Origin of the sequence: Microtetraspora niveoalba, assembly GCF_001570405.1 — a bacterium.
In the GTDB taxonomy this organism is placed as follows: Bacteria; Actinomycetota; Actinomycetes; order Streptosporangiales; family Streptosporangiaceae; genus Microtetraspora; species Microtetraspora niveoalba.
In genome coordinates, this window is record NZ_BBYM01000008.1 from 1 (window position 1) to 18313 (window position 18313).

Genomic DNA, 18313 nt, shown 5'->3' on the forward strand with positions numbered 1-18313 from the left:
CGTCCCGGTTGCGCCGGCCGTGGGTCCCGCGGCCGGGGCGGGCGGCCCGGCGAACGCGGCCTGGCCGTACGGGGGCTGCGGTTGCGGAGCCGGGGCGTGCGGCGGCCCGCCGTACGGGTTCCCCGCGTACGGCGAGGGCGTGTGCAGGGGCTCCGCGTACGGGCCGGGCGAGTGCGGGCCCGCACCGTGCGGCGCCCGCGGCGGCATGCCGTACGGGCCGGACGGGGTGGCGTGGGTGCCGGGCCAGGGGAAGGCGTTCTCGTGGGCCGGGGTCATGCCGCGCCGGCCGAGGATCCGCTCCGGGAGCGACTTGGCCAGCGCGAGCAGATCGACGCCCCGGGCGTGCGCGGCGAGCAGCGCGACCGCGAGCAGCGTGCCGACGACGATCGTGCCCATGCCGATGCCGCCCGACGCGACGTTGATGATCAGGCCGAACGCGAAGACCGCGGCGAGCAGCGCCAGCACGGTCTCGGTGTCGAAGATGCGCCGGGTCCACTGCTCCACGTATCCGGGCCGGCCCTCGCCGTCCTTCATCAGCAGGAAGGCGGCGATGTACAGCATGACGCCGATGCCGGATCCAAGGACGAGCACCGCGAAACCCACCCGGAACAGGACGGGGTCCATGCCGGTGTAGCGGCCGAGGCCCGCGCACACACCGGTGATCATCCGGCCCTCGCCGGATCGCTGCAGCACCCGCTCGTCGGCGGGTGCGGGTTCTTCGGTGGAGGTGGGCGGTGCTTCGGTCATGGTCCCATCGTGGCGGGTCGCGGTACCTGCGGCCATCGGGGGAACCCCTGACTCGCCCCCGACCCCTCAGGGGTGTCCTCAGGGCACGCCCTGATGCGACCATGGCGCGTGTCGTGTGACGATGCTGCGCGAGATGTCTGAAACGCCTACTGTCCCCGATGCCGCTCCCCGCCTCGTCCGGCCGGCCGCCGGCCGTGTCGTCGCGGGTGTCGCGCAGGGCGCCGCCGCCCAGTTGCGGCTCGACCCCGTCGTGCTGCGCCTGAGCTTCGTGCTGCTCACCGTCGTCAACGGCCTCGGTGTCGTCGCCTACGCGGCACTGTGGATGTTCACCCCCAAGGAGCAGGTCAAAGGTCCGGAGCCGGCCCGCGACTGGGGGCAGTTCGCCGCGTACGGCGTGCTCTGGATGGCTGTCGCCGGGTTCGGCTGGATCACCGGGGCTTCCGACGGGGGCATCGGCACCTGGCCGATCGCCGCCGGAGGGATCGGCGCGCTGATCCTCTGGCAGCAGGCCGACCCCGGGAGGCGGCAGCGCTGGATGACCGGCGCGGTCCGCAAGGTCAGCGCGAGCTGGGTCAGGACGCTCATCGGCGCGTTGCTCATCGTGGTCGGCGCCATCGGGTTCCTCGCCGCGAGCGGCGAGCTGGCCAAGGCCAAGACCGGCCTGGTGTTCACCGCCGTCGTCGTGGGCGGCATGCTGATGATCGCCGCCCCGTGGCTCGCCACCCTGGTCAAGGAGCTCCAGCGGGAGCGCACCGAGCGCATCCGCCAGGAGGAGCGGGCCGAGGTGGCCGCGCACGTCCACGACTCCGTGCTGCACACGCTGACGCTGATCCAGCGCAACGCCCACGACTCCCGCGAGGTGACGCGGCTGGCCCGCTCCCAGGAGCGGGAGCTACGCAACTGGCTCTACCAGCCCAAACAGGATGCCGACGCCACTTTGGCCGCGGCCGTGCGCAGGGTCGCCGCCGAGGAGGAGGATGCCCACGGCGTGCCGATCGAGATCGTCTGCGTGGGCGACTGCGACCTGGACGAGAGCCTGGGGGCGCTGCTGCAGGCCGCCCGGCAGGCGATGGTCAACGCGGCCCGATACTCCGGCGCCCCGGTGATCTCCGTGTACGCCGAGGTGGAGCCCGACGAGGTCACCGTGTTCATCCGGGACCGGGGCAAGGGCTTCGACATGGACGCCGTTCCCGCCGACCGCATGGGCATCCGCCAGTCGATCATCGGCAGGATGGAGCGCAACGGAGGCGGCGCCCGGATCAGGACCGAGCCCGGCGACGGGACCGAGGTCATGCTGACGATGAAGAGGGCGTCCTGAACGACGCCGCCGGGAGCGGCGAACGAATCCGCGCGGTGCCCGGCCGCGCGGGACGAGCGAGGAATGGTGGAGAGCAGATGAAGACCGTACGCGTGCTGATCGTCGACGACCATCGGTTGTTCCGGTCCGGCGTCCGCGCGGAGCTGGGGCCGTCCATCCAGGTGGTCGGCGAGGCCGAGGACGTCGAGAGCGCGGTCGCGTCCATCGCGGAGCTGAAGCCGGATGTCGTGCTGCTCGACGTGCACATGCCCGGAGGCGGCGGTCAGGAGGTCCTCAGGCGGGTCCTCGGCGCCGGGTCGCAGGTGCGGTTCCTGGCGCTGTCGGTGTCCGACGCCGCGGAGGACGTCATCGGCGTGATCCGCGGCGGAGCGCGCGGCTACGTCACCAAGACGATCAGCGGCGCCGAGCTGACCGACGCGATCGTCCGCGTGTCGGAGGGGGACGCGGTCTTCTCGCCGCGGCTCGCCGGGTTCGTGCTGGACGCGTTCGCCTCCACCGAGGCTCCGCCCATCGACCCCGAGCTCGACTCGCTCACCCAGCGGGAGCGCGAGGTGCTGCGCCTGATCGCGCGCGGGTACGCGTACAAGGAGATCGCCAAGGAGCTGTTCATCTCGGTGAAGACGGTGGAGACGCACGTGTCGAGCGTGCTGCGCAAGCTCCAGCTCTCCAACCGGCACGAGCTGTCCCGCTGGGCCACCGCCCGCAGGTTGGTCTGACCGGCTCCCGGGTGCGTACGCTGGGTCGATGGGGCGTGACGTACCCGCCATGGCGTTCACCCGGGAGGATCGCCGCCGGTACCGCGACAAGATCCGGCGGTCGCTCGACGTCCTCGCCCGGATGTTGCGCGAGTCGGACTTCGAGCCGCGCCGCCCGCGCGCGGGCCTGGAGATCGAGCTGAATCTCGTCGACTCCCGGGGCGAGCCGGCGATGAAGAACGACGAGGTCCTCGCCGCCATCGCGGAGCCCGACTGGGGCACCGAGCTGGGCCGGTTCAACGTCGAGATGAACATCCAGCCGCAGGGGCTCTACCGGGACGGGTCCCTCCGGCTGGAGGAGACCATCCGCGAGCGGCTCAACCGGGCGGAGGAGCGGGCGAGGACCGTCGGAGGCCATCTGGTGCTCGTCGGCATCCTCCCGACGCTGCGGGAGAGCGACGTCGGCGAGTCGGCCCTGTCGTCGAACGCCCGCTACCGCCTGCTCAACGAGCAGATCCTGGCCGCCCGCGGTGAGGACCTGCACATCGAGATCGAGGGTGTCGAACGGCTCGACACGTACGCCACGAGCGTCACGCCGGAGGCGGCCTGCACCAGCCTGCAGCTCCACGTGGACGTCGGCCCCGCCGAGTTCGCGGCACACTGGAACGCGGCGCAGGCCATCGCCGGGCCGCAGGTCGCCGTCGCGGCGAACTCGCCGTTCCTCTTCGGCAAGGAGCTGTGGCGTGAGACGCGGATCAGTCTGTTCGAACAGGCGACGGACACCAGGTCCGACGAGCTGAAGGCCCAGGGCGTACGGCCGCGCGTGTGGTTCGGCGAACGCTGGATCACCTCGGTCTTCGACCTGTTCGAGGAGAACGTCCGCTACTTTCCGGCGCTGCTGCCGATCTGCGACGAGGAGGACCCGCGCGAGGTGCTCGAAGTCGGCGGCGTGCCCGAGCTGGGCGAGTTGACCCTGCACAACGGCACGATCTACCGCTGGAACCGGCCCGTCTACGCGGTCGTGGACGGCACGCCGCACCTGCGGGTGGAGAACCGGGTGCTGCCCGCCGGGCCCTCGGTCGCGGACATCACGGCGAACGCCGCCTTCTACTACGGCCTGCTGCGGGTGTTGACCGCCGCCGAGCGGCCCGTGTGGACCCGGATGTCCTTCGCCGCCGCCGAGGAGAACTTCCGCAACGCCGCCAGGTACGGCCTCGACGCCCGCCTGTACTGGCCGGACCTCGGCGAGGTGTCCGCCGCCGAGCTCATCTGCCGCCGCCTGCTGCCGCTCGCCGACCAGGGGCTCGAACTCTCCGGCGTCGGCGCGTCGTACCGGGACCGGCTGCTCGGGATCATCGAGCAGCGCTGCCTGACCTCGCGCAACGGCGCGACCTGGCAGGTGGAGACCGCGCGGGCACTCGGCGGGGACCACGAGGCGCTGCGCCGGATGACCCTGCGCTACATCGAGCACATGCACGCCAACGAGCCGGTCCATATCTGGGACTAGAGCCCGTACTGGCCTTCAGGCGCGACCCGGGCCGTGATCCGCGACGGCCTGGACCAGCGCGTGGCGCGTACGAGCACGGTGTACGCCCCTACGTCGCCGCCAACCAGCGGCACGGCCGCGAGGCGGTCAAGATGTTCGGAGCCGGCTGAGAGGGGCAGGATGGGGCCGGCTCGCTCCGGCCCCGGCGGGGCCGGCCGGAGCATGGGAAGCGGGGAGACCGGCAACCGGTAACCGCTACCCGGGACCGGGTCCGGACGGCTTCGAGAGGGCGGTGGAGACTCCCTATGGGGCGTGCGAGATCACGTGTGGGCCCGCTGGCCGGCGCGCTCGGTGTGCTGGCGCTGGCCAACGTGTCGAACAACCGGATCGCGCGGCGCTGGGCGCCGCTCACGTCGGCCGCCGCGACCGCCGCCCTGCTCGCCGTCGCCCGCCGTGAGGGCCTGGCCTGGGCGGAGCTGGGCTTCTCCGGCGAGGGGCGCGGCGCCCGCCTCGGAGGGGCGCTCGCCGCCGGTGTGGCCGCCGTGTACGCCGCCGGGGTCGCCTGCCCCCGTACCCGCCCGGTCTTCCTCGACGAGCGCTCGCTCGCCCTGTCCCGCGCCCGGCTCCTGGAGGAGGCGCTCGTCCAGGTGCCGGTGGGGACTGTCCTGCTGGAGGAGGTCGCCTTCCGCGGCGTCCTGCCCGAGTTGCTCGGCCGCTCCCTCCCGGCGCGTACGGCCGAGGGCGCGGCGGCGCTGCTCTTCGGGCTGTGGCATGTGCTTCCGGCGATGGACATGGCGCGGGCCAACCCGGCGCTCGGCCATCTGGCGTCCGGCTCCCCGGTGGTGTCGGCGGGCCGCGTGGTGGCGGGAACCGTGGTGTCCACCACGCTGGCCGGCCTGCTCTTCCAGGAGTTGCGCCGCCGGGGCGGTCTGCTCGCCCCCGCGCTGACCCATGTGGCGACCAATTCCTTCGGTTATGTCGCCGCGCGTGCCGCCCGCCGTCTCGACGAGGCCCGGCGCGCACGCTCCTCTCGTCCGACGCCGTGACCGGGACCCGGAGGGAGGCATGGCCGGGGGATGCGACCGGGCCGTGACCCGGGGCCGGGAGGGAGGAAGGGCCGGGGGATCCGACGGGGTTGTGATCGCGTAATCACGGGCCGCCCCGGCTTCGGAACACGCCACCGCTTGCGCGATGATCGACCTCGTCGATCATTCACGTTTTAGGTGGACAAGTAATGATTTCCCCCCGAATGTTGCTCGCCCTCACGCTCTCCGCGGCCCTCGTCGCGGGCTGCGGCGCGACGGATGACTCCGCCGAGGCCCCGGGGAAGGAGCAGAAGAAAGCCACCGCGAAGGCCGTCCCGCCGGGCTGCGACGAGGCCGGGAACGACTTCGCTAGTGACGTCAAGCTGGCCCGATGCCTCACGGAGCGGTTCTGGGCGAAGCAGTTCACGGCGGCCGGTGGAACGTACCAACCGATCAAGCGCTTCGTCGCGTACGACGGGACGAACGGTCCGTCCTGCGGGGGTGAGAAGGCCGAGCCGGAGAACGCGTTCTACTGCTCGGACGGGCACTTCATCGCCTACGACGCCGAGTGGATGCGTTCGATGTACGACCAGATGGGGGACGGCGCGGTCTACGTCGTCATCCCCCATGAGTTCGGCCATGCTGTACAGGCGCAGCTTGAGAGCGGGTTCGAGTACAACGTGGAGCAGGAGCTCCAGGCCGACTGCTACGCGGGCGCGACGCTCGGGGGCCTGATCGCGGACGAGCAGATCCAGGCCGAGGAGGGCGACGACGAGGAGCTGTTCGCCAACCTCGAAGCGGTGGGCGACCCCACGGACGCCTGGTGGGAGCCGGATGCCCACGGCACGCCCGAGAAGCGCCAGGAGGCGTTCGCGACGGGCTTCGACAAGGGAGTCGATGCCTGCTGACCGGGCCGGGCGGCCGCCCACTTGGGGCTTCCCGCTTACGTGGGCCGGTGAGCGTCCGTGTTCGCCGGACGCCCGTCCGGTTCCGCCGGGAGTTCGCCGTCCGGCGGGGTGGGCGGCGAAAGCCGTGGTCAGACGTCCGTGGCGGGGTCGGCGATCCCGTTGCGATAGGCGTAGGCCACCGCCTGCGCCCGATCCCGGAGTCCGGCCTTCGCGAAGAGGTTGTTGATGTGGGTCTTCACGGTCGCCTCGCTGACATACAGCGCGGCCGCGATCTCCGCGTTCGACAGGCCGCCCGCGATGAGCCGCAGCACCTCCAGCTCGCGCGGTGTCAGGCCGGCGGGCGCAGGAGGCACGGCGCGTACAGGAGGCGCGGCGGACGCGGGAGGCCGGACGGACGCCGAGGGCATGGAAGCCGCGGACGGGGACGGCGTGGGCGTGGAAGCCGCGGACGGGGAAGGCACAGCCGGGGACGGCGCGGACGGGGACGGCGCGGGGTCGGCCTGAAGGGACGTCACCGTGCTGATCAGGCGCCGCTGCACGCCCGGATCGAGCTGGGCGTCGCCGTTCATGACCGCGGCCACGGCCCGGGCGATCTCGTCTGCGTCGGCGCTCTTGGTCAGGAAGCCGCGCGCCCCCGCCCGGAGCGCGGCGAAGACCGACTCGTCGTCCGCGTACGTGGTCAGGACGACGACCTGGGTGCCCGGGAACTCGGCGCGGATCCGTCGTGTGGCCTCGACGCCGTCCATCCGGGGCATGCGCAGGTCCATCAGCACCACGTCCGGGCGCCGCTCGGCGACCAGCCGCAGCGCGGCCTCCCCGTCGCCCGCGGACCCGACGACCTCGATCCCGGGCAGGAGGCCGAGCAGGAGCACCAGCCCTTCGCGGACCACCGACTGGTCGTCCGCCACCAGAACGCGCGCCGTCATGCGCGGCCCTCCTTCGCTCGAGCCGAGGACCGGGAGACGCGGACGCGGGCCGGCGTGCGGGACATACGGACGGTCACGACGGCACCCGCAGCCGCACCAGGAAACCGTCGCCCGCCTCGCCCGCCTCCAGCGTGCCGCCGAGGAGTTCGGCCCGTTCGCGCATTCCCACGAGGCCGTATCCTCCCCCAGGCGTACCCGGGACCTCCGATGCGGGGTTGGCCACCTCCAGCTCGCAGGCGCCGTCCTGGAAGCGGAGCCGTACGCGGGCGGGAGAGCCGGGCGCGTGGCTGCGCACGTTCGTGATCGCCTCCTGCGCGGTGCGGACCACCGCGAGCTCGGTCTCGGAAGGCAGCCGCCGTTCCGGGCCGGACACCTCGACCTCGCACTCGTGGCCCGTCGCCGTACGGAACTCGTCGGCCAGGGCGCGCAACGCGACGGGCAGCGGCGGCAGGTCCTCGCGCAGTGCGGCGACGGCCCTGCGGGCCTCTTCGAGCCCGTTCTTGGCCAGCTCTCTGGCGCGTTCCACGCGTTCGAGGGCGTCGTGGGCCCGGTCGGCGCGAAGCAGCAGCCGCGCGCCCTCCAGATGCACGATCTGAGCGGACAGTGAGTGGGCGAGGATGTCGTGGATCTCCCTCGCGATCCGGGCGCGCTCGGCCAGCACCGCCTCGCGCGCCTCGGCCCTCCTGGCGGCCCGGCGCAGCGCGACCGTGTTCATGAGGAGGAACGCGAAGCAGACGCTGAGGCAGAGGCCCAGATCCCGCTCCACGTCATCGTTCACGACCCCGCCCAGGAGCAGCGCCGCCAGCGCGACGATCGCGACCGGGGCCGAGTGCCGTGGCGGGTGGCGCGCCGCGGCGGCTCCGACGACGAAGAGGAGCGAGGCGACGGCCGGGCCGCTCGCGTTCGTCGTCTCGATCAGGAGGATCGACGCCACGGCGGCGAGGCAGAGGAAGATGATCTTGATGGGAGCCCGGAGGACGGTCCTTCCCGGAGTTCCGGTTCTCGGAAGGGGAAGGATCCCGGCGGCCACCGTGGCGGCGACGGCCAACGTGAGGCCGGTGACGGCGAGCCCCTGCCCCGACAGGCCGAACCCGGGCCGGCTCGCGGCCTGCCCGATGACGAACAGCACGATCAGCCCCACACGCAGGACAACGGGGGAGAAAGCGGGGGAGGACGTCGTCTCGCCGGGGGTCGCCACGTCATGACGTTAGCGCCGTATTGTTGATGGCGCTCGCTCCACTCGCGCGCGCTCGGGGCGCCTGCAGGCGATGTCTTCCCTCGTCACTCGGGACTCGTTCCTCGCCCGCTCGTTCCTGTTTTCGGGTTCGGCTTCGTCACGCTCCTCACTCCTTCGTCGCTCCGGGCGTTCCTCAGTCCAGACACCGCCGCGCCCCTCGCGTGATGGCCGTGCGCCGTGGTCATCGATGGCGCTCGCTCCGCTCGCGCGGGCTCGGGGCACCCGTCACGACGTCAGCGGGCCGTGCGCCGCCTGCCGTACGGCGACGCCGGGCAGGGCGCGGGCGCGCCGGGTCACCAGGACGGACTGCACCGCGATGGTCAGGCCGACGAAGAGCAGCACGGACGTCGGCGCCGAGGCGAGACCCAGGGCGTACCCGCCGCCGAGGAGCGCGATCCGCGACGCGAGCGAGGCCAGCCAGACCGCCGCGGTCCATCCGGTGCCCCTGGACCAGGTCACGCCCGTCTCGTCCCGCCACACGCGTACGGTCGCGGCGCGCAGGAAGCCGAAAGCGACGGCGCAGGCGAGTTCCAGGACCAGCGTGAGCGTGCCGAGAGCCACGTGCCCGGTGTCGACCACGCCGCCGCCCGCGAGACCGGCCAGCATCATCAACCCGCCGAGGACGAGGATGCCCCGCCTCTCGGTGCGGCGCGTCATCATCTGACGATAGACGACGAAGAGGACGACGGCGACGCTCAGTACGGCGATCTGCAGGGGTTCCATGCCGCAAAACTAGGGACGAGCCGCCCCTCCCGGATCGGCGCGAGGGTGGAGAAGCGGATCTCCACCCTCGGGTGGAGAAGGGACGGTCAGAGCGGGAACCGGCCGCGCGCGGCGAGCTCGATCGTCACGACGACGGCCACGGCCTCGGCGGCCAGCAGGGCGATCAGCACGGCCAGTTGGACGGCTCCGGCCTGCACCGGGCCCGCGCCGGCGAGCATCATGCCGACGAAAGCGCCGGGCAGGGTCACCAGGCCCACCGTTCTGGTCTGGTCCAGCGCGGGTACGAGCGCCTGGGCGGCGGCGGGGCGGCAGATCTCCATGGCCGCGTCGCGGGCGGAGAAGCCGAGGGAGAGCGCGGCCTCCACCTCTCCGCGTCGCTGCCGCAGCTCGTCGAGCGCCCTGCGCCCGGCCAGCGAGGTCGCGGTGAGGCAGCCGCCGAGCAGGATCCCGGTGATCGGCACGAGCACGATCCCCTCCACGGGAAGCACGCCGGCGGCGATCATCAGGAGGAGCACCGGCGCCGTCCCCGCGGCCACGGGCAGCGCGGCCCACCAGGCGGCCGCGCTCTTCGTGATCCGCCGTCCCGCGGTGACGCTCGCCACGAGGTACATCACGATGAGGAACCCCGCCACCGCGGGCAGATACGTGATCGCCCAGACGATGGCGAAGGACACCACGGCGAGCTGGACCGCGGCGCGGACGGACGCGGTCAGGATCGCCGCCGAGTGCCCGAGGCGTCCGAGCAGGGCGACCGCGGCGGCGGCGAGGGCCAGCAGCGCCATCACGACGCCGAGCTGGGGAGTGACCGGCAGGAGGGTTCTCACTCGCCCGATCCTGCCTCCCACGGCTCCCGACCAGGCGGGCAGGGTGCCGACCGGCAGGAGGGTTCTCATCCGCCCGATCCTGCCCCCGCTCCCGGCACGGCCCCCGTCCGGCCGGACCGGGCGGCCCGCGACCATGAGGTACCCGCGCGTGACCCCGCGGCCCCTGTTCGGCGTCCGGTCGCCGGCCCCCTTCCCGCGGGGCCCCGGGAAGTGGGCGGGATCCGGGACGAGGTGCCGGATGTCGGTGGGCGGCCATACCCTAGGGACGTGTCCACCCGAGCCATCACCCATCCTTTGCTCGACGGTCTCAACCCCAACCAGCGGGAGGCCGTTCTCCACCAGGGCGGTCCCCTGCTCATCGTCGCCGGGGCCGGCTCGGGAAAGACGCGGGTGCTCACCCATCGCGTCGCGTACCTGCTGTCCGAGCGGGGCGTGCAGCCGGGCGAGATCCTGGCGATCACCTTCACCAACAAGGCCGCCAGGGAGATGAAGGAGCGGGTCGACCGGCTCATCGGTCCCCGGTCCAAGGCCATGTGGGTGATGACCTTCCACAGCGCGTGCGTACGCATCCTGCGGCGCGAGGCCAAGCGGCTCGGGTTCACGAGCAACTTCTCGATCTACGACCAGGCCGACGCGCAGCGCCTCATGGCGATGGTCTGCCGCGAGCTCGACCTGGACCCCAAGCGTTACCCGCCCAAGACGTTCTCGGCGCAGGTCAGCAACTTCAAGAACGAGCTGATCGACTACGAGACGGCGGCGGAGCAGGCGCAGACGCATCTGGAGCGCACGCTCGCCGAGGCGTACCGCACCTACCAGACGCGGCTGACCGAGGCCGGCGCGATGGACTTCGACGACCTGATCATGCTGACGGTCACGTTGTTCCAGCTCTTCCCCGAGGTCGCCGAACACTACCGCCGCCGGTTCCGGCACGTGATGGTCGACGAGTACCAGGACACCAACCACGCGCAGTACGTGCTGGTCCGCGAGCTGGTCGGGCGGCCCGCGCTCCGGACGGCCGACGGCGACCTGGTCCGCCCGTCCGAGGGGGGCGAGGAGCGGGTCGAGCCCGCCGAGCTGGTCGTGGTGGGCGACGCCGACCAGTCGATCTACGCCTTCCGCGGCGCGTCGATCCGCAACATCCTCGAGTTCGAGCGGGACTACCCCGACGCGAAGACCATCCTGCTGGAGCAGAACTACCGCTCCACCCAGACCATCCTCAACGCGGCGAACGCGGTGATCTCGCGCAACGAGAGCCGCAAGCCCAAGAACCTCTGGTCCGACCAGGGCGCCGGCTCCAAGATCACCGGGTACGTCGCGGACAACGAGCACGACGAGGCCATGTTCGTCGCGCAGGAGGTCGACCGGCTCGCCGACGAGGAGGGCGTCACCCCCGGCCAGGTGGCCGTCTTCTACCGCACCAACGCGGCCTCGCGGGTCTTCGAGGAGGTCTTCATCCGGACCGGCCTGCCGTACAAGGTGGTCGGCGGGGTGCGCTTCTACGAGCGCAAGGAGGTCAAGGACCTGCTCGCGTATCTGAGGGTCCTGGCCAACCCGCACGACACGGTCTCCCTGCGCCGGGTGCTGAACGTGCCCAAGCGCGGCATCGGCGACCGGGCCGAGGCGATGGTCGAGGCGTTCGCGAGCCGCGAGCGGATCAGCTTCTGGGAGGGCCTGCGGCGGGCCGACGAGGCCCCCGGCCTGGCCACCCGCTCACTCAACGCGATCAGGGAGTTCACCGCCCTGCTCGACGACCTGCGGGCCAAGGAGCTGCCGCTGTCCGAGCTCGCCGAGGAGGTGCTGACCGCCACCGGATACCGCACAGAGCTGGAGACGTCGGGCGACCCGCAGGACGAGAGCCGCCTGGAGAACCTCAACGAGCTGATCTCGGTGGCCGCGGAGTTCGAGGAGAGCAACCCCGAGGGCACGCTGGTCGACTTCCTTGAGCAGGTCTCGCTGGTCGCCGACGCCGACCAGATCCCCGAGGGCGAGGACCACGGCGGGGTCGTCACGCTGATGACCCTGCACACCGCGAAGGGCCTCGAGTTCCCCGTGGTGTTCCTCACCGCGATGGAGGACGGCGTCTTCCCGCACATGCGCTCCATGGGCGACCCCAAGGAGCTGGAGGAGGAGCGCCGGCTCGCCTACGTCGGCATCACGCGGGCGCAGCGGCGGCTGTACCTGTCCCGCGCGGCGGTGCGCTCGGCGTGGGGGGCGCCGTCGTTCAACCCGGCGTCGCGGTTCCTGTCCGAGGTGCCGAACGACCTCGTCGACTGGCGCAGCGACCCGGCCAAGTCCGCCTGGGGCGCGGCCACATCCCGCGACTCCCGTACGGCTTCCGCGCCCAAGAAGACGGGCCAGGCGATCCCGAGCCTGTCCCCGGGCGACCGGGTCACCCACGACAGCTTCGGCCTCGGCACGGTCGTCGCGGTGGAGGGCCAGGCGGAGAAGACCCGCGCCAAGATCGACTTCGGCTCCGGCGGTGAGAAGACGCTGATGCTGGCCTACGCCAAGGTCGAGAAGATCTGACCTGCCGGCTCCGTCGGGTCGCCGCCGTTCGGCGGGGCCTGGCGGAGCCGGCCGGGCGTGGTGACCCGGACACCGCGCCCGGTCGGCGTGCCGATCAGTCGCCCAGGTTGATGACGTCCGGGACCTCGGGGAGCTCGCCGACGATGTCGGCCATCGAGGCCACGTCGCGGGCCGGGGGAGCGGTGATGGAGGTCTTCTGCCCCCACTTGCTGAACTTCGTGTCCCCGGTCATGGACATGTCCATGCTCGTCTTCTTGTACTTGAACGTCGTGGTCGTCGACGTCGTCAGGCGGCGGATGAGCTGGTCGGCGCCGATCCAGAGCTTCCAGTTGATCGTCGTCTTGGCGTCGGCCGGCTTCAGGTTCTTGAGCTGCTTCTTCGTCGCCGGGGACGACGCGTAGAGCTGCCGGAGCGTGATCGACCCGCGGTAGACCGTCGTACGGATCCCGTCCACGGTGCCGCCGTTGCTCTTGCCCTTGGCGGTCGCGAGCACGGCCTTGAGGGTTCCGGTGTCGAACGGGTTGATCCCGAGGGTGCCGTCCAGGCTGGCCGGGTTGCCTCCGGGCATGCGGAGCCAGCTCTTGCCCGCGGGGAGCATGTCGTCGTAGACGCCGCCCGACAGGTAGGAGGTCCCGTTGATGTTGATCGTCCGGAGCGGGTTCTTCATGCCGGCGAGGTCGTCGTCGCCGCCGAACAGCCCGTCGAAGTCGGACTTGGAGGTCAGGTCGGAGGCGGCGACGCCCGACCTGCCGAACTGGAGGTCGCCTTCGGAGCGGAACTTGAAGAGGGACATGCCCTCGGCGGAGACCTTGGCGGCCGAGGTCACGTGGACGCCGCGCATGGGCTTGATCTGCTTGGCGAGCGCCGATACGGGGTTCGCGGCGGGCGCCTGGGCGTACGCGGGAGCGGCGATCGCGGGGGCCAGTAGGGCCGCGGTGCCCGCGGTCGCCACAGTGGCGATAATTCGCCTCATAAGGGGGGTTCCTCCTGTTAGCTGCCTTCCCCTCTCGCGGAGAAGGTGATCAAAAAGAGGTGATCATGGTGCATCCTCCCGCCTGATGATCACGGGAAAGTCACGAAATTCGACATTTCCTGTGGATTTCCTCAGTGGTTTTCGGGAGCGTCGTGGATCGTTCCTCGCTGCGGGACTGCAGGACTGCGGGACTGCGGGACTGCGGGACTGCGGGACTGCGGGACCGGTGGAGGTAGGCCGCGGCCGGCGGCCGTACGAGCGGGGAGATCCTTGAGAGGGCGCGCTTCTGCCTCGTGGACGGCGGGGCGCGAGTCGGAGAGGATGTGAAACCGGTCGCGTTGCGAGGAGGTCGCCATGGGGGCGATTCGGATCGTTCTTGCCAAGCCGGGGCTGGACGGGCACGACCGCGGGATCAAGGTGGTCGCGCGGGCGCTGCGCGACGCGGGCATGGAGGTCGTCTACACCGGCCTGCACCAGACCCCCGAGCAGATCGTGCAGACCGCGATCCAGGAGGACGCCGGGGCGATCGGGTTGTCGATCCTCTCCGGCGCGCACATGACCCTCTTCGCTCGGGTGATGGAGGTCCTCAAGGAGCAGGACGCCGAGGACATCGTGGTTTTCGGCGGCGGCATCATCCCCGAGGCCGACATTCCCGAACTCAAGGAAATGGGCGTGGCCGGGATCTTCACTCCGGGGGCGACGACGGAGGAGATCGTCGATTGGGTGCGCTCCCGGATCCCGACAGGGATTTAGGATCTTTTGCGTAACTTTGCCGTATCTCGTGGTCCTTGGCAAGGGCTTATCGGCACCCCACGACGTGTTCACGTCCTCGCTAGGGCTAGGCTTCATGCGCGGAAATGCCAGGCAGGTCAATCCGCCTGGCCCTCGACATTTAGAAGATCAGCCGAAGGACGGACCCTCGTGGACCTGTTCGAACATCAGGCGAAGGAGCTCTTCGCGGAGTACGGCATCCCGGTGCCGCGCGGCGTCGTCGCGCACACCGCGGAGGAGGCGCGCGCGGCTGCCGAGCAGCTCACCGGCCGCGTCGTCGTCAAGGCCCAGGTCAAGACCGGGGGCCGCGGCAAGGCCGGCGGCGTCAAGGTGGCCGACGACGCGAGTGACGCTCACGACAAGGCGACGCAGATCCTCGGGATGGACATCAAGGGCCACACGGTCCACAAGGTCCTGATCGAGGAGGCCAGCCAGATCGCCGAGGAGTACTACTTCTCCTTCCTCCTCGACCGTGCGAACCGTACGTTCCTGGCCATCTGCTCGGCCGCGGGCGGCATGGACATCGAAGAGGTCGCGCACACGGCGCCCGAGAAGGTGGCCAAGGTTCCGGTCAACCCGATCGACGGCGTCGACCTCGCCAAGGCGCGTGAGATCGCGCAGGCCGGCGGCCTCCCCGAGAAGGCGCTGGACGGCGCCGCCGCCCTCGTGGAGAAGCTCTGGGCCGTTTTCGTCGACGAGGACGCCACGCTCGTCGAGGTCAACCCCATGATCCTGTCGGCCGACGGCCAGGTGAAGGCCCTCGACGGCAAGGTCACCCTCGACGACAACGCGAACTTCCGCCAGGCGGAGCACGCGGCGTACGTCGACAAGGCCGCCGAGGACCCGCTGGAGGCGCGGGCCAAGGAGAAGCACCTCAACTACGTCAAGCTCGACGGAACGGTCGGCATCATCGGCAACGGCGCGGGCCTGGTCATGTCCACGCTCGACGTCGTCGCCTACGCCGGCGAGGCGTTCCCCGGCCAGCCGAAGCCGGCCAACTTCCTCGACATCGGCGGCGGCGCCTCGGCCGAGGTCATGGCGAACGGCCTGGAGATCATCCTCTCCGACCCGTCGGTGAAGTCGGTCTTCGTGAACGTCTTCGGCGGCATCACCGCGTGCGACGCGGTCGCGAACGGCATCGTCTCCGCGTTCCAGCTCCTGGAGAGCCGCGGCGAGGCCGTGACCCACCCGCTGGTGGTGCGCCTGGACGGCAACAACGCCGCCCTGGGGCGGCAGATCCTGGCCGACGCCGCGCTGCCGCGCGTCGAGCTGGTGGACACCATGGACGACGCGGCCAAGCGCGCCGCCGAGCTCGCTGCGGTAGGTGCGTAATGGCTATCTGGCTGACCGAGAACAGCAAGATCATCGTGCAGGGCATGACCGGCGGGGAGGGCACCAAACACACCCGCCGCATGCTCGCCGCCGGTGCCAAGGTCGTCGGCGGCGTCAACGCCCGCAAGGCCGGCACCGTTCACGAGGGCCTGCCCGTGTTCGGCACGGTCAAGGAGGCCATGGAGCAGACCGGCGCCGACGTGTCGGTCGTCTTCGTGCCCCCGGCGTTCACCAAGGACGCCGTCAAGGAGGCCATCGACGCCGAGATCCCGCTCTGCGTGGTCATCACCGAGGGTGTCCCGGTCCACGACACCACCGAGTTCTGGGCCTACGCGGGCGCCAAGGGCAACAAGACCCGCATCATCGGGCCGAACTGCCCCGGCATCGCCTCGCCCGGCGCCTCCAACGCGGGCATCATCCCGGCGGACATCACCACCCCCGGCCGCGTCGGCCTGGTCTCGAAGTCCGGCACGCTGACGTACCAGCTCATGTACGAGCTGCGTGACTTCGGCTTCTCCACCTGCGTCGGCATCGGCGGCGACCCGGTCATCGGCACCACGCACATCGACGCTCTCCAGGCGTTCCAGGACGACCCCGACACCGAGGCGATCGTGATGATCGGCGAGATCGGCGGCGACGCCGAGGAGCGGGCCGCGGCCTACATCGAGGAGCACGTCACCAAGCCGGTCGTCGCCTACGTCGCGGGCTTCACCGCTCCCGAGGGCAAGACCATGGGCCACGCGGGCGCGATCGTCTCCGGTTCCGCCGGCACCGCGCAGGCCAAGAAGGAAGCGCTGGAGAAGGTCGGCGTCCGCGTCGGCAAGACCCCCAGCGAGACCGCCCGTCTCATGCGCGAGATCATGCAGTCCCGTTGATCCCCCTGCCCGATCCGGGCGCGTGAGCGCCGGATCGGGCCGATCGCCCGGACGCCGCCGACGTCGTCGCGCGGGACCGGGCACCGGATCGCCCATCGTGACCCCGCACTCCATGTGAGTGCGGGGTCACGGTCGTTCACCGGCCCGCACGAGCGCGGGCGGCGGCCGGGCCCCGGGTGTGCCGGCGCAGCCGCCCATCGCAGGGATGATCATGGCAAATCGGGCGGGTCTGGGCGTGGCGACGTCGCGAAACCCATGCCGGCTGGGACCATGGGGTAGCGTGACGGCTCTCTTCGATCAGCTACGGACAGCCCCCCGTGCCGTTCTCAGCCGCCTTCCCAAAGGCGACGACGACGAGACCCGCAGGCCGCTCCCTGTGTCGGGCATGCTCGCCGGCGCGGGCACGCTCGGCGTCGGCCTCGCGGTGCTGACCACTCTCACCCTGATCGGCTGGGCCGCCGCCCCACGCGGTGCGTTCGGGCAGGGGCTGCCGGGGGTCTTCCGCGCCGCCTGCCAGCTCTGGCTGGCCGCCCACCACGCCGGGTTCGCCATGCCCGGCGGCCGGGTAGGCCTGCTGCCGCTCGGCCTGACCATCCTGCCGGGCGTCCTGCTGTACCGGGCCGGGCTGTGGATGGCCCGCGACGCCGACCTGCGGCTCCGGCTGCCCGCCCGCCTGCCCAAGGGGACGCCCCGCGACGTCGAGAACGCCCGGCGACGGGCCCAGCTCATGCTCGTCGCCCAGGCCGGCATCTCGCTGGCCGCGCCGTACGCGCTGCTCGCCGGGATGATCTCCCTCGTCGCGCAGAACGAGGTCACCCAGCCGTTCCTCGGCGAGGCGCTGGCCAGCCACCTCGTGCTGGCGTTCCTGGCCGGATCCCTGGCCACCGCCCGCACGATCGGCCCGTGGAAGTCGATGCTCCGGCTGCTCCCGGACCGCACCCGCTCCGTCGTCGCCGGTACGGCCGTCGCCCTGTCGATCATGCTGACGGCCGGGCTGCTGCTGGTCCTCGTGGCGGTCGCGGTGAAGTTCCCCGAGATCCAGCGGCTGTCGGAGATGCTCAACCCCGGGTTCGTCGGCGGGCTCCTGCTGCTGCTCGTCGAGGCCCTCTATCTGGTCAACGCCGCGATCTGGGGCATGGCGTACATCGCGGGGCCGGGGTTCGCCATCGGCACCGGCACCCTGGTCGCGCCCACGGGGGTGAAGCTGAGCGCCGTCCCCACCGTTCCGCTGCTCGGGGCGTTGCCGGAGTCCGGCGTCCCCCCCACCTGGGTCATGGGGGTGATCGCGCTGCCGTTCCTGGCCGGAGCGGTCGCCGGGGTCGTCGTGGCCCGCGTCGCCCCCACCCCGACGATCGAGGCGGCCCCGCTGTGGGGGTTCGGCTGCGGCCTGACCTCCGGGGCGGCGGCGGGCCTGCTCGCGGCGCTCTCGGGCGGCCCGCTCGGCGGAGCCCGCCTGTCCGCCGTGGGCCCCTCGCCCTGGGAGGTGGCGCTGTCGGTCGCGCTGGAGGTCGGCGTGGCCGCCGGCATCTCCGCCGGCATCACGAACTGGCTGCTGATCTCACGCCGTCCGGCGGCCCCGGACCCGGTGCGCAAGGCCGGCGCGGTGATCGCCAAGGCGGCCGGGCGGGTCCGCCGCGGGGAGAAGGACCAGGCCACACGAGCGCTTCCCGGCCACTGGCTGGACGCCACCGAGGCCGACACCCAGCCCATCCCCGTGATCAAGGATGACTGGACCGACGACCACGCCGCCGCCGCGGCCGAGACGTTCGCCAAGATCCGGGCGGCCCGGTCCGAGCCGGTACGGCCGCCGCGCAACGACATCGTGGACGAGTCCGACGACCGCGGCGGCCACGTCATCTACGTCGACCCCTACGCCTGGGAACGCGACTCCGACCGCTAGGTCGTGTTTCGCGGATCTTCTTGGCCTACTGCGGTCGCCCAGATGGC

The 18313-nt window shown here is 71.6% G+C and carries 16 protein-coding genes; 10 read left to right on the plus strand and 6 right to left on the minus strand.

Features of this window, described 5'->3' with window-relative positions; translation table 11 throughout:
• Window positions 1-747: PspC domain-containing protein (locus AWQ70_RS07940; RefSeq protein WP_169808633.1), on the minus strand; the 747-nt coding region annotated here is incomplete at its 3' end.
• Between the two features lie 133 nt (window positions 748-880).
• On the opposite strand from AWQ70_RS07940, the gene AWQ70_RS07945 reads away from it, so the two are divergent.
• The 5 genes from AWQ70_RS07945 to AWQ70_RS07965 all read left to right on the plus strand — a co-directional run bounded on the left by AWQ70_RS07945 (window position 881) and on the right by AWQ70_RS07965 (window position 6179).
• On the plus strand, window positions 881-2065 hold the full coding sequence (locus AWQ70_RS07945; protein WP_067172685.1) for an ATP-binding protein: 1185 nt from the start codon (window positions 881-883) through the stop codon (window positions 2063-2065).
• A gap of 77 nt (window positions 2066-2142) precedes the next feature.
• A complete protein-coding gene (locus AWQ70_RS07950; RefSeq protein ID WP_067172313.1) occupies window positions 2143-2781 on the plus strand; it encodes a response regulator in 639 nt (212 codons plus the stop codon).
• Window positions 2782-2809: 28 nt separating this feature from the next.
• Window positions 2810-4267: a glutamate-cysteine ligase family protein gene (locus tag AWQ70_RS07955; RefSeq protein ID WP_067172316.1), complete on the plus strand. Its 1458-nt coding sequence runs from the start codon at window positions 2810-2812 to the stop codon at window positions 4265-4267.
• A gap of 284 nt (window positions 4268-4551) precedes the next feature.
• Window positions 4552-5292, plus strand: coding sequence for a CPBP family intramembrane glutamic endopeptidase (locus tag AWQ70_RS41930; RefSeq protein ID WP_067172318.1), 741 nt, complete (start codon window positions 4552-4554; stop codon window positions 5290-5292).
• A gap of 188 nt (window positions 5293-5480) precedes the next feature.
• Window positions 5481-6179, plus strand: coding sequence for a neutral zinc metallopeptidase (locus AWQ70_RS07965; protein ID WP_084516650.1), 699 nt, complete (start codon window positions 5481-5483; stop codon window positions 6177-6179).
• A 128-nt stretch (window positions 6180-6307) separates the two neighbouring features.
• Here the strand turns inward: AWQ70_RS07965 and AWQ70_RS07970 are convergent, their stop codons facing one another.
• From AWQ70_RS07970 to AWQ70_RS07985, 4 genes are all read right to left on the minus strand, one after another.
• Window positions 6308-7105 (minus strand): response regulator transcription factor, encoded by a 798-nt coding sequence (locus tag AWQ70_RS07970; protein ID WP_067172322.1) that lies wholly within the window; start codon window positions 7103-7105, stop codon window positions 6308-6310.
• Window positions 7106-7178: 73 nt separating this feature from the next.
• Entirely contained in the window at window positions 7179-8303 is a 1125-nt protein-coding gene (locus AWQ70_RS07975; RefSeq protein WP_157529939.1) for a sensor histidine kinase, read from the minus strand.
• A 264-nt stretch (window positions 8304-8567) separates the two neighbouring features.
• Window positions 8568-9065: a hypothetical protein gene (locus AWQ70_RS07980; RefSeq protein ID WP_067172326.1), complete on the minus strand. Its 498-nt coding sequence runs from the start codon at window positions 9063-9065 to the stop codon at window positions 8568-8570.
• 86 nt (window positions 9066-9151) lie between these two features.
• Window positions 9152-9958 (minus strand): ABC transporter permease, encoded by an 807-nt coding sequence (locus tag AWQ70_RS07985; protein ID WP_084516651.1) that lies wholly within the window; start codon window positions 9956-9958, stop codon window positions 9152-9154.
• Between the two features lie 198 nt (window positions 9959-10156).
• Between AWQ70_RS07985 and pcrA the strand changes: the two genes are divergently transcribed.
• Entirely contained in the window at window positions 10157-12415 is a 2259-nt protein-coding gene (gene pcrA / locus AWQ70_RS07990) for a DNA helicase PcrA (RefSeq protein WP_373282311.1), read from the plus strand.
• Window positions 12416-12509: 94 nt separating this feature from the next.
• Here pcrA and AWQ70_RS07995 read toward each other — a convergent pair whose 3' ends face one another.
• Window positions 12510-13388 carry a hypothetical protein gene (locus AWQ70_RS07995; protein ID WP_157529940.1) on the minus strand — a complete coding sequence of 293 codons (879 nt, stop codon included), beginning with the start codon at window positions 13386-13388 and terminating at the stop codon, window positions 12510-12512.
• Between the two features lie 354 nt (window positions 13389-13742).
• Between AWQ70_RS07995 and icmB the strand changes: the two genes are divergently transcribed.
• The 4 genes from icmB (at window position 13743) to AWQ70_RS08015 (ending at window position 18266) form a co-directional block, all read left to right on the plus strand.
• Window positions 13743-14141: a coenzyme B12-dependent isobutyryl CoA mutase small subunit gene (gene icmB / locus AWQ70_RS08000; protein ID WP_067172333.1), complete on the plus strand. Its 399-nt coding sequence runs from the start codon at window positions 13743-13745 to the stop codon at window positions 14139-14141.
• Between the two features lie 168 nt (window positions 14142-14309).
• Entirely contained in the window at window positions 14310-15491 is a 1182-nt protein-coding gene (sucC, locus tag AWQ70_RS08005) for an ADP-forming succinate--CoA ligase subunit beta (RefSeq protein WP_067172335.1), read from the plus strand.
• Window positions 15491-16366 carry a succinate--CoA ligase subunit alpha gene (gene sucD, locus AWQ70_RS08010; protein ID WP_067172336.1) on the plus strand — a complete coding sequence of 292 codons (876 nt, stop codon included), beginning with the start codon at window positions 15491-15493 and terminating at the stop codon, window positions 16364-16366. Before sucC ends, sucD begins: the two co-directional genes overlap by 1 nt.
• Before the next feature lie 280 nt (window positions 16367-16646).
• Complete coding sequence (locus AWQ70_RS08015; RefSeq protein ID WP_067172338.1) at window positions 16647-18266, plus strand: cell division protein PerM; 1620 nt, start codon at window positions 16647-16649, stop codon at window positions 18264-18266.
• The last annotated feature ends 47 nt before the right edge of the window (window positions 18267-18313 follow it).